At 58.3% G+C, this 12,503-nt stretch carries 9 protein-coding genes; 6 read left to right on the top strand and 3 right to left on the bottom strand.

The features are described 5' to 3' along the window. Positions 1-101 precede the first annotated feature (101 nt). Both B1781_RS00145 and trmL read right to left on the bottom strand, forming a co-directional pair. Positions 102-1,052: a PDC sensor domain-containing protein gene (locus tag B1781_RS00145; RefSeq protein WP_078117759.1), complete on the bottom strand. Its 951-nt coding sequence runs from the start codon at positions 1,050-1,052 to the stop codon at positions 102-104. A gap of 141 nt (positions 1,053-1,193) precedes the next feature. Beyond that, a complete protein-coding gene (gene trmL / locus B1781_RS00140; protein WP_078121850.1) occupies positions 1,194-1,658 on the bottom strand; it encodes a tRNA (uridine(34)/cytosine(34)/5-carboxymethylaminomethyluridine(34)-2'-O)-methyltransferase TrmL in 465 nt (154 codons plus the stop codon). A 19-nt stretch (positions 1,659-1,677) separates the two neighbouring features. Here trmL and B1781_RS00135 point away from each other — a divergent pair, with 19 nt between their 5' ends. The 6 genes from B1781_RS00135 to B1781_RS00110 all read left to right on the top strand — a co-directional run bounded on the left by B1781_RS00135 (position 1,678) and on the right by B1781_RS00110 (position 11,299). Further along, positions 1,678-2,646, top strand: a complete 969-nt coding sequence (locus B1781_RS00135) for a dihydroorotate dehydrogenase (RefSeq protein WP_408646315.1) — start codon at positions 1,678-1,680, stop codon at positions 2,644-2,646. A 123-nt stretch (positions 2,647-2,769) separates the two neighbouring features. Beyond that, a complete protein-coding gene (locus B1781_RS00130) occupies positions 2,770-2,994 on the top strand; it encodes a hypothetical protein (RefSeq protein ID WP_078117757.1) in 225 nt (74 codons plus the stop codon). Between the two features lie 123 nt (positions 2,995-3,117). After that, positions 3,118-4,377 carry an HDOD domain-containing protein gene (locus B1781_RS00125; protein WP_078117756.1) on the top strand — a complete coding sequence of 420 codons (1,260 nt, stop codon included), beginning with the start codon at positions 3,118-3,120 and terminating at the stop codon, positions 4,375-4,377. Positions 4,378-4,421: 44 nt separating this feature from the next. After that, on the top strand, positions 4,422-5,732 hold the full coding sequence (locus B1781_RS00120) for an HDOD domain-containing protein (protein ID WP_078117755.1): 1,311 nt from the start codon (positions 4,422-4,424) through the stop codon (positions 5,730-5,732). Positions 5,733-6,070: 338 nt separating this feature from the next. Beyond that, complete coding sequence (locus B1781_RS00115) at positions 6,071-8,989, top strand: type VI secretion system Vgr family protein (RefSeq protein ID WP_334223831.1); 2,919 nt, start codon at positions 6,071-6,073, stop codon at positions 8,987-8,989. Positions 8,990-8,992: 3 nt separating this feature from the next. Continuing rightward, positions 8,993-11,299, top strand: a complete 2,307-nt coding sequence (locus B1781_RS00110; RefSeq protein WP_125931801.1) for a hypothetical protein — start codon at positions 8,993-8,995, stop codon at positions 11,297-11,299. Here the strand turns inward: B1781_RS00110 and B1781_RS00105 are convergent. Next, positions 11,296-12,360, bottom strand: coding sequence for a formylglycine-generating enzyme family protein (locus tag B1781_RS00105; RefSeq protein ID WP_164513187.1), 1,065 nt, complete (start codon positions 12,358-12,360; stop codon positions 11,296-11,298). The two genes, B1781_RS00110 and B1781_RS00105, sit on opposite strands and share 4 nt — an antisense overlap. Positions 12,361-12,503: the final 143 nt, after the last annotated feature.

Raw genomic sequence — 12,503 nt, 5'->3', positions numbered from 1 at the left:
GTCCTTTGCACTTGTCGGGGCATCGCGCTGCCCTAACTGCCGGCAGCTCCACTTGAAACCATCGGCCCGGACGGGGTTTTCTTAATGGAAGGAGCGCTTGCTCAGGCGGCGCCGAACCAGAAGCGATCGTCTTTGCCGAGAAACTCGTCGACCGGCATGTAGTGGCTGCCGTCGCAGGAGAACGTCAATCCCACCATGCCGTTGATGACGTTCAGCGAGCCCGACCGCAGGTAAAGCGTACTGTCGGCCAGACGCAGTCGCGCCATGCGGCCAAACACGTCGCGCAGCGCCGAACGCGGCACCTTGGCACGTTCGGCGTATTGGGCACGCGGATAGGCCAGGCAAACCGAGGGGTCGGTGATCTCATCGAGCACGTGCAGCCGATAGTTGTGCGGATCGTCGTACAGCCACAACGTCGCACGCGAACTGCCGTAGTGCAGCTTGGCGTGAAAGATGCCGCGTTCGGCCATCAGTGACACGACCGTGTCGTGCACCTCTTCCAGGCGCTCGTCCATCGCGCTGTGCACACGCTCCTGCAGAAAGAGATTCTGCCGGATCGCCGGATCGCCCTTGATCTGACGCCATGCCGACGACCCGCACAGTGCGGCGTTGTTGGTGCTGGGCAGGCTGTCGAGCGCAAAGTCGGCGGCCACGAAACCGAGCACCGCGCCACCGGGTTCCTGCACGCGGTGCAACGCGGTTACGCAGGGCTGACGATCGACGCGGCTGACATACACCGGTGAAAGATGGAACTCGGCATCCACCGCCAGCCCAAGCAGAAAGGGACGCACCGACAGATCCTGTCCGCGGACCGAGGACTCGATACGGTCGTCTGTCACGTTGGCCGACACCTGGCGACGCTCGGTATCCAGGGCATAAAGCAGCTTGCAGCCCGGCAGGTGGGCGATCGACGCCGCCAGCACCGCGTCGAGCTTGTCTGCCGTCGACCAGGTTGCCGCGCACACCGAAGCAGTCGGCGCCAGCACCAGGCGTAGCGCCCTGTTCAGGATCGTCCGTTGACGTTCGATTTCGGCCTTGAGCGAAGGACCCATCGTCCCTCCAAAACGGGTTTCTTAACCTGAAGCAAGAAGCGCTCCCGGGTTATACACCCATAAACTCAGGCCATGGTGGGCTGAGACCGCCCCGTGTTGGTGCGGCGCAGCATGTCGCGCACCGGCGCGACTCATCGGCGCTCATTCGCCGCCCGCAAACCCCTGCTGTCGCCAGGCCTCGAACACCAGCACCGCCACGCTGTTCGACAGGTTCATGCTGCGCTGCCCCGGCACCATCGGCAGACGCAGGCGACGCTCCGGCGGCAAGGCGTCGAGCATGGCCTGCGGCAGGCCGCGCGTTTCCGGACCGAACACGAAGGCATCGCCGGCGGCGTAGTCGATCTGATCGTAGCGTTGACGGCCGCGGGTCGATACGCCGAACCAACGCGGTGGCTCAACCGACGAAAGGAAGTGCGCGAAATCGGCATGTTGCTGAACCGTGGCGAACTCGCGGTAATCGAGCCCGGCGCGTCGCAGGCGCTTGTCGTCGAACTCGAATCCGAGCGGATGAATCAGGTGCAGAGTGCTGCCGGTGTTGGCGCACAGGCGTATGATATTGCCGGTATTCGGCGGAATCTCCGGCTGATAGAGCACGACATGAAACAACGCGAGGAACCCGATCTCGATGGCTGACATTGACCCACGCCTGGCCTCTGAATTCTGCGGTATGCGATTCGCGACACCCCTGGTGTTGCTGTCCGGCTGCGTGGGCTTCGGCGAAGAGTACACGCGAGTGAAAGGCTTCTCCAACCGCGATGCCGGCGCGATCTGCCTGAAAGGTACGACCGGCACACAGCGTTTGGGCAACGCACCGCATCGGGTCTACGAAACACCCGGCGGCATGCTCAACGCGATCGGCCTGCAGAACCCGGGAGTCGACAAGGTGGTCGACGAGATCCTGCCGACACTCGATTTCGACGAAACCCGGTTTATCGCCAATGTCTCGGGTTCGACGATCGAGGAATACATCGCGGTTACGCGCAAGTTCGACGACTCGCCGATCGATGCCATCGAAATCAACATCTCGTGTCCCAACGTCAAGGAAGGCGGCGTGGCCTTCGGCAACGATCCCGACATGTCGGCGCGGGTGGTCGAGGCCTGCCGCAGCGTGACCGACAAACCGCTGATCACCAAGCTCTCGCCGAACCAGACCGACATCGCCGAGAACGCCCGCCGCTGTATCGAGGCCGGCAGCGATGCCTTTGCGGTGATCAACACGCTGATGGGCATGGCGATCGACATCGAGGCGCGCACCCCCTATATCGGCAACAACCAGGGCGGCCTGTCGGGCCCCGCGATCAAGCCGATCGCGCTGCTCAAGGTGCACCAGGTGTACCAGGTCACCAAGGAGCACGGCATTCCGATCATCGGCCAGGGCGGCGTGACCACACCGTCCGACGCGATCGAGTTTCTGCTCGCCGGTGCCTCGGCGGTCGGGGTAGGTACTGCACTGTTCTACGATCCGCTGATCCTGCCCAAGATCAACCAGGGCATCGTCGACTACATGGACCGCCAGCAGCTGGCCAATGTCGGCCAGATCACCGGCGCCCTGCAGCTCAACACCCGCAAACCGGCGCAGGCCTGCGGCTGCTAGGCACCGCCAAACCGCGGCATGGCCAGCTTGTCGCGGATTGACTTCGAACATTAGCAATGGGTTATACTCGGCGTACGCGTCCCTGGCGGACGTAGATAACTCTCAAACCTTTTGGAGAGAACCATGAGTGACGTAGAAGCCCTGAAGGCTGAAAAAGCCAAACTGATCACCGAAATGCTCGACATGCAGAAGCAGTTCATCGATATCGAGCACAAGAACGGCATTTCCGGCAAAGACTACTACTACTCGCAGGAAGGTCTGCTGAAAGACTATCGCGAAGTCTATATGCAGAAAGCCATGCGCGTGGTTGAGTTGTCGCACCAGATCGTCGGTTCTTCCGCCAACTGATCGACCCAGGCTTTCCGCCTAAAAGGCCCGCCTCTGGCGGGTTTTTTTACGTCTGTTTACCTTCAGAATCTGCCCGGCGCGCCGACTTTTGGATAGCGAAAAGTCTCTGTCAGCCGAGCATCTATGACCGAAACGACCGAACATCCTTCACCCGCCGCACTGCGCCGGCTGAGCACCCTGCGCGACTTGGGGGATGACATATTGCACACGCTGAGCGCGCAGACGTTTGTTCATCATGCGCCGAAAGGCGCCGAATTGTTGCAAATCGGTTCCGAAGATGACGCCATCTTGTATCTGTTGGATGGCACCTGCGAACTCCAGGCGGAAGATGGCGCGGTGACCACGATCCGCCATACCGACGAGTCGGCCAAGTCGCCGTTGGCGCGCCTGCGCCCCAGCCATTATCACGTCGTCGCGCGCAGCCCGGTGCGCTTTCTGCGGATCGACAACGGCCTTCTGAGCGAATCGCTCGGATCGGTCGAACCGCATTCCGGCCTCACGATCGACAATTACGAAGTGGAAGAGGAAGAAGACCTCGGCCACCTCGGCGCAGAGAACCGCCTGACTCTGAGGTTGTACGAAGACCTCAACACCGAACACCTGTTGCTGCCGAGCCTGCCCGAAGTCGCCGTGCGCATCGGCGAGGCGGTGAACAACGACGATGCCGACGCCCGGCGGATCGCGAAACTGATCGAAACCGATCCGGCGATTGCCGTGAAAGTGATCAAGGCGGCCAACAGCGCCCGTTTCGGCGGTGTCGCGCAGTTGGCGACCGTCGCCGATGCCGTGGCCCGGCTCGGCATGCAGAACATACGCACACTGGTCGTCACCTTCGCGTTGCGCGAGTTGTTCCGCACCGACAGCAAGGTGCTGAAAAAGCGCATGCTGGGATTGTGGGAACACAGCCGGCGCATTGCCGCGCTGACCCACGTACTGAGCACGCGGGTCAACGGTTTCAATCCGCATGAAGCGATGCTGGCCGGCCTGATACACGACGTCGGCGGTTTGGCCGTGATCAGCTACGCACGTGAAGTACCCGAGGTTGCCGAAGATCCGGTCGCGCTCGAGGCAAGTATCCGTTCACTGCGCAGCCAGCTCAGCGGGCTGATCCTTTCAAAATGGAAGCTACCCGTCGAGTTGGCCAACGCCGCCAAAGAGGCAGAGAACTGGCGACGCGAACACCCGGGCAAACCCGATTACGCGGATCTTGTGATCGCAGCACAGGTACACGAAGGGATCTTCGGCGACCTCGATCCACAGAAGGTGCCGGCGGTGGCGCGTCTTGGTCTGATGGTCGATGAACAAAGCCAACACCTGCAGGCGCTGAAGGACGACGAAGCGGAAGCGGAGATCGCAGCCGCCAAGCAGTTGCTTGCCGGATGAGCGTGCCCCGACAGGAATAGTCAAACATATACGGCAGCGATAACATGAGTGCCCAGATAAAAAACGAATCCACCAAGCCGGGAGCCAAGCAGATGCCGGAGGATGACCGCGCATCCATCATTGCTGCTTTGCGCCGCCTCGAACATCTGTCCAGTCTCGACGACCAACAGCTGGAAGGTTTGGCGGAACTGCTCGACGTCCAAAAAGCACCGCCCGGCACCTGCCTGCTGCCGATGGGCAGCGAAGACAAGCGCCTGCTGTTCTTGCTGTCCGGTCGCGTTGAACTGGTCGCCAATGACGGTGCACGACACGTCGTGGCCGACGGTGACGAAGCCGCGCAAGGCCCGCTGTCGAAACTGCGACCTTCGCGATATCGGGTAACCGCCCAGACGCTGACCCGCTACCTGTTCGTCGAACAACAATTACTCGATCGCTACGTCTGCGACCTGTCTACGCAGGCGTTCATTGTCGAAGAGACCGACCTGTTCAACACCGCGAGCCAGCTCATCGAGGGCGAGGAATCGCATCATCCGCTGATCTTCGACCTGTTCGATGACATCAACCGCGGGCATGTGTTCGTGCCGTCGGATCCGGAAGTGGCCGTACATGTCGGTCGTTCGCTGAATCCCAACGGCGACATCCCCAAGATGGCGAAGACACTGTCGCGCTGCCCGGTCATCACACTCAAGGTATTGCGCGCGGCCAAGTTGATCGGCGGTGCCGAACAGGTATCGCGCAACATCCCGGCCGCGATCAAGCAACTTGGCGCCGAGCAGTGCTTCGAGTTTGCGGTGCGCTGCGTGCTACGTGAATCACTGCGCAGCGATTCGCAGACAGTACGCAACCAGATGCGCGCCTGGTGGCGACGCGCCGTACAGATGGGTGCCGTTTGCCGCGTGCTTGCGCGCATCGACAGCCGTTTCGATCGCGACTCCGCCGGCGTGGTCGGCCTGATGCACAGCATCTCGGAACCGGTTCTGCTCAGCTACGCAGACCAACATGCCGATCTTCAGGACCCTGCCGCATTGCAGCGCGTACTACGCCAGAATCGCGCGACCGTGAGCCAGGTGTTGCTTACCTTGTGGAACATGCCGCACGAAGCGGTCGAGACCGCCAGCATCAACCGGCCCTGGTCGTACGATCATGACGGTGACCCCAACTATTCGGATATCACGATCGCCGCCTTGTGGCACATCGGTCGTTCCGACGACGGCGACGAGGCATTGCCGGCGGCCGATGACGTGCCGTCTTTGGTGAAATCCGGCCTGGCGAACCCGCCGGACGAGATCATGCGCAAGGTGGCCGCAACCATCGAGCGGATCAACAACTTCGCCGCATCGTTGGCCGATCCTTAGCCGATCGTGCTGCGCACGAAAGCCAGATGTAAAACCGTGTTATCGAAATCGACGTAGCGCAGACGAATTGCTCTGTTTGCCCGACACACTCGCCGCTTCTGTGCACCGAATTCAAGAATCTACGTCTGCTCGATGACGCGAACAGCGCAACCGTCGTGATATCATCGCACGCGTTACGTTAGTCGGCCCGCTGGTTGTGGGTAGGCGCGGAGCCAACCCTCAGACAAGGCTCGGCGCCGGCCGCGATCGGTAATCCAGGGCAACGTCATCGGATGGCAAAAGCCAAGGCGTAACCTGTACCGCGCATCGGGTGTAGTTACCCCAAGGAAGGGATGTTCGTGATTGATTCGCTGTTAAACGGAGCTGACTGGAGCCAGAACAACCGGCTACTGGTTCTGCACACGCCCGCCGGCCCGGACGCCTTCCTGGCTGAAACCGTCCAGATTCGCGAAGCCATCGGCCCTACCTGCGACCACACCGGTTTCGTCATCGATATGACGGCATTGTCGGCCGATGCCCATCATGACCTCACTACCTTGCTCGGCCAGCCTGTGCGGCTCGACCTGCAAACGAGTCAGTCACGTACCGAGCTTCGGCCGTTCCATGGGCATATCACCCAGATCACGCGCGTCGGCGCCAACGCCGGGTTCGGACGTTACCAACTGAAGATCGAACCGTGGTTGGCGTTTCTCAATCATCGTCGCGACAGTGTGATCTATCAGGATCGTACAGTGTTCGACATCGTCGAGCAGGTTCTGGGCAGCTGGCAACAAGCCAAACTCGTGCCCGACTGGCGCTGGGAAATTGCCGACCGCGAGCTCTACCCCACCCGCTCGATCACTACCCAATACCAGGAAACCGATCTGGCATTTGTCCGTCGCCTGCTGGTCGAAGAAGGACTGTTCTGTTGGTTCGAACACACCGGCGATGACAGCGACGTTTTCGGCAAACATACCTTGGTCATCGCCGATCACAACGAAGCGTTCGTCGACAATATTCAGCCGGCATTTCGTTTCACCCAACCCGGAGCCACGCTGAGCGAAGACAGCCTCGATCGATGGCACGGCAGCCGTCGCCTGGACAGCAGCATCACCACGTCAGCGAGTTGGGACTACCGCACGCTCGATACCCGACCCCAGTCTGCGCCCAGCCGAATCGACAACGGCAGCGAATCGTGGATGATCGAAGCTGTCGACGACCCCGGCCAGTACGCCTGGGAAACATCGGCGCAAGGCAATCGCCGCATCGACAATCAACGCCAGGCACTCGATGCGCGCGCGAAACTGTTCACCGGTGAAGGTACCGTGCGTACCGCGATGCCGGGCAGCATCTTCCGCCTCGACGACCACGAAGATCACGCCGGTGACGAAGAAGAACATCGCCGCTTCGCGATCGTCGAGATTACCCATCAAGCACGCAACAATCTCAATGAGCGCGTCCCCGACGCAATGGCGGCGCTCGGTGATCGGGCATCGCTGTTCGACGAGGTCTGGGGCGATGCCGAAACCTCGCCCGACCTTTATCGCAATCGGCTGACGGCCGTGCGGGTCAACGTGCCGTGGCGACCACTCGATATCGACGGTCACGGCAGGTTTATCCATCCCAAGCCGACAATTGACGGCACCCAGACGGCGATCGTTGTCGGCGACGGCGCACCGACCCACACCGATCGCGACCATCGCGTACGCGTGCAGTTTCATTGGCAACGTGGTGCCAATGCCGCCAACCGACGCAATCAACCCAACTACGGTGACAATGCGCCGGCCAGCGATCGGCTGGGTACATGGGTGCGCGTCGCCACACCGGTCGCGGGTGCCAACTGGGGCGGCCACCTGATCCCGCGCCCCGGCCAGGAGGTGCTGGTGGCATTTCTGCACGGCAACATCGATCGACCCGTTGTGGTTGGTGCGGTATACAACGGTCAAGGACAGGCCGACGCCGCGGGTAACCAACGTGCGCAAGGTGGTAGCCAATCGAGCGCCAATGCGCCGGCCTTCTTCGCCGGCAAGGCCGAGCCGCACGCCCATACCGCATCGCTGTCAGGCATCAAGACCCAGGCCTTGCAGACCAGCCGCAGTGGCCAGGGCGGCTTCAACCAGCTGGTGTTCGACGACGCACCGGGTGAGGCGCGCATCGAACTGGGCAGCACCCAGTTCGATACCTGGCTGCAACTCGGTCACCTCAAACAACAGGACGACAATGAACGCCTCGCAGCGCGCGGACACGGTGTCGATCTGACCACCCAAGCCAGCGCCGCGCTACGTGCCGGTGCCGGCGTACTGATCTCGGCCGACGCCCGGCGTGGCGCATCGAGCGCCCACCTCGACAGCCGCGAGCCAATCGATCAAACCGGCATCGCCAAAGACCTGACCGTGTCGCTCGCCGATGTCGCCGCCAAGCAGAACGCCGCACTCGCCAACGACCCGGCTGCCAAAGAGCTGCCTGTCAGCAAGGCCCTCGAGCATGCCTTGGAGGTACTCGAAAGCACCGACAACCTCGGCGAGCACAGCGAGAGCACCCACGGTGAATTCAAGGCAACACTGGGCGGCAGCGGCACCGTACCGGCCTGGAGCGAACCGCGCATCCAATACGCCGCACCCGGCGGCATCGCGCAACTGACCCCGGCCAATGCCTTCCTGGTCGCTGGCAAGACCACGAGCATTACGACCAGCCAGGACACCAACTTCGTTACCCAGGCCAACCAGAGCGTCGCGATTCGCAGCGGGCTGTCGATGTTCACCATCGGCAAAGCCGAGAACGGCAGCAAACCGAATACCGAGACGGGTATTCACCTGCACGCTGCCAGCGGCAAAGTCAGCATGCAATCGCAGTCAGACCAGACCAAGATCGCCGCTGAAAAGAAAGTGACCATCACCAGCACCCACGCCAGCACACACGCGTCGGCCAAGGGTCACCTGCTCGCCACCGCACAAGGGGCCTACATCAAGCTCGAAGGCGGCAACATTGAAGTACATGCGCCGGGTGAGGTGAAGTTTAAGGCCAGTCAGAAGAACTTCACGGGGCCGGCAGATTCAACTGGGCTTGGACTAGATCTTCCCGACCCAAAGGATCTCTACGACGAACTGTTTGTAATTCGCGACGAAACGTCGGGAGAACCTCGGGCGTTTCTTCCCTACCGGATAGAAGACGAGACGGGAGCTGTACTCGCCAGCGGACTAACGAACGCTGATGGGCAGACGGTGCGTGTGCAAACTGGTTTTGAGAAGAAAACTGTACGATTGATCTTGGAAGACTGAATCATGGATGAGCCTGTATTTCGCCCCGACAACAATAAGAACGAAAGATACGACCCGTACGCAAAATCCAACGATTCAAGCTCAACAGTATTTCGACCAACACGAGAAAGGAAGCAGGTCATCGCTGACGGGACGAGCAACGCACGTGCAGGTAGCGAAGTTGAGGCACGTGTATCCGGCGGTGCATTGTTGTTCTACCGGCCAGAAACTAACGAGTTTGTGGTTGTCGAACCACAACACGCTGCGGCCTTCGAGAACGAATGCCGCAAAATGGATTACTTAATCTACGAGTTTCGCAATGCGAAAGAGGCTCGCATGCTCGCCGCCGACCAGATGCTAGAGGCGGAGCGGAAAGCTGAAGGCGTACCCACCAAAGGCAAACCCGAAGATTCGCAAGTCGTTCTAGAACAGGAACGTAAGTTGCAGGAAGCTGATAGCAAATTGCAGGCAGCTCAAGATTCGATTGTCAACGAAATCAAGCCAATAGGTAACCTGGATGGGACCGGTGACAAAATTCTAGAACTCATCCCGATTTATCCGAGGAACGCCGCGAGCGAAGATGCGTCTTCAGGCAGAGACAAACATAAGTGGGGTAGAAAATGGACATATGTCAGAAGCAAAAAGATAAAGTCGCATTTCCGTACCTATCCGCTCAGTACCAAAGAGCGTGATCAGTATTTCGGGCGCCCGCAGAACACCATAATTACAGAAGACGGAAAGATTGACACGAAGAAGCTCGGGCAGCAGCTCAAAAATTTTGAAGCGTCCGGCAAACTTTACGATGAACCATGGGCCTCCGGTGTTGCGCTGGCAGACGTCAACAAATCGATCAAAGAATCCCTGGATTCATGGGCAAGAGGCATTAACGCGGGCCACGAGAATGTTGAAGTCGGCGCGGAAGCACAACTGCTGCGTTACTTCGCCGGTGCGGGCCTCCAAACAGAATGGGCTCCCAAAGAAGGCAACGTCGCCCTACGAGCGAATGCACGTGGTGAGTTCATCGTTGCCGAAGGCAAGTTTCGAGCGAGTTGCTATTGGCCGGATAGATCTGGGTTTCGATGGGCAATAACGGGCCCGAATACCAAAACCGAATACAAGATCGGTCTGGTTCGACTTGCTGCGAATCTCGAGCTCTATGGCGCCGCTGGCGCTAGCGCTGTCGCTGAACTTGATGTGGCGGTCGATTACACGAGTCTGATGGAAGGCAAAGCCGGCATGCGTGGTCATCCCCGTCCAGGAAGCCAGCGCGATCGTTACATCGACATTTCGAAAAAGGCGCGTGATGGGGCATCGGGCAATGGAAATATTGAAATCTTTGCCGGTGTGAAAGCTGGCGGAAGTATAAAGGGGGCGTTCGAATGGAATAGCCCAGAAGCACGAGAGTTTGTTCCGCTGGCGGCGATTGGGCCTGGCGTCGGATTCCAAGCTGGCGTAGGAATCGGTGGGCGGGCAACGATAACCTTCATGGACGGAAAATTTCGCATATTAGTCGCCGCATCAGCCTGCCTTGGCGTTGGCGCGAGAGGCAAGCTGGAGCTGGAAGTCGATGTCGGTAAGACTTTGGAGATGATGAAGTATCTTGCCTACGCTCTGTATGCGACAAACTATGAGTTCATGGTGATCCTCACAGATATCGCATTCAAGACTTGGCAAGCAATATCGCTGTTGATGATACAAACGGGTCAGATTATTGAAGACGCCATTGCGATGCTAGGGAAGAACGTAGAACAATTTTTGATTAGATTGGTACAACAATACGAAAAGGAAGAGTTTCGAGTCGAACTCATGAAAGGCGTGCTAGATGAGCCTACTGCCTTGAACTACTCCCCACCTGAAACTAGAGGACAGATTCTTTACCAACTAACCCGGCACAGCTGGATGACTAAGACAACACACTTACCAGAAAATCAGGGCACACATTTGGCGTTTTTGAAGCTTCGCAAAGAAGCTATAAAGATCGTCTGCTTTAAGGCGCGTAGCAAAGCAGACTTTCGAAATATGATGCAGCATATGACGCCGAATGGCACAAAGGGTTCGAAAGGCTGGGAAGAGAATTTCCAGCACGTTAAAAACTTCATGGACATGGGGTACGACCCTGACGACTACGATAAGCAGGTAAGCCGATACTACGAGTCACTTCAAGATTTATACGACAACCTTTATGAAAAGCCTGTTGTCGGGTATTCATTCGTCGACAACAACAACGCCTTGTATGCTGCGCGCGTAAATATGGGTGACCATCCCGGGTTCAACGTCGCCGGAGGATACGATCCAGGATCAGAAAGACCAGACCTTTCGATTATCACTTAGCGGATACCTGCTGTCGCGCATCGAACAGTATTTGACGTGCTCGGACCGCCTCCGTACGACAGCCCATTCACTACTCGGGGCTCAGGAACCTCCATTGGTTCGCTATGCCGGTCGAAACTCATTGCAGCCAAATCCCAGCCGGGCGGCCATGAACGGACAACTTTTTCCTTTCCTGTTGAAGGGCCTCTTGGATCAGCGATTGTCGGAGAATCAGCATAATCGCTATCTGAATACCAATCATTGGTCCACTCCATGCCGTTATGTGCGAGATCATATATTCCTAGCGGATTCGGCGGGAACAACGCGATTGGATGCAGAGACCCTTCGTTAAGGGCTGTGAACAATTTGTAGCTAGGAACATTTCTGTCCCATGTCAGAGTTCCGTCATCTGTGGGCCACACAATTAGAAAGCCTCGACTACGCGCGGCAAACTCCCATTGTGCTTCCGTAGGCAGATCAAAAGGCTTTTCGGTCAGCTTGCCTAGCCAAGAGCAATACGATTTCGCCTGTTCCCATGTCACTCCAGCTGGTGCGGCTGAAAGCCGATAATTTTGGAACCATTCCTCTGTTTGGATGCTCTCTAATCCATTTGCTTCGGTGTACAGGTCAAATTCTGCATATGTCACCTTGTACTTGCTGATGGAGTAGCTAGATAACATAACCTCTCTCAGTGGCTTATTTGACTTTGTCGAGCTCCAAGGTAGCCCCTCTTTGCTTTGCAAATGACCGAAATCGCCCATCAGAAACTTGCCGCCCCCAACAAACACTTGGTCATCGATCGATTTCTTTTTCAACGCTGCCAGCCGTTGCTCGAGAGCACCCGTTTGAATCGCCTTTAGGTCCTGTCTTAGGCTTTCAGGTTGATGCAAGCTTTCAGGGTCGGGCATTGAGTCGGCCTTTTCAATACTCGGAAATATTCCGTCGGTCGGAAAATCTGGGTAAAGCTTTGCGGCTCGTGGCGTTGGCGTCAGCTCTAACGTTGTCACATTTACCATTTCATCTGCGCAAGCCGGTAACGAGAGAATGGTGACGATGGCCAATGCGTAAATAATGTGCTTCATGCGTTTCTCCCTGAGATCCATTGGAGCTGATTGTACCTAGTTGATGCAACGGCATGTGCACACAAAATGCTAAGCATGTCCTAACAACAGCAACGACTGACCACTATGGATCGAAGCCATCGACGACCCCGGCCCATACGGCT

This window comes from Thiosocius teredinicola (assembly GCF_002009425.1).
In the GTDB taxonomy this organism is placed as follows: Bacteria; Pseudomonadota; Gammaproteobacteria; order Chromatiales; family Chromatiaceae; genus Thiosocius; species Thiosocius teredinicola.
This window is presented reverse-complemented; position numbering and strand designations above follow the sequence as displayed.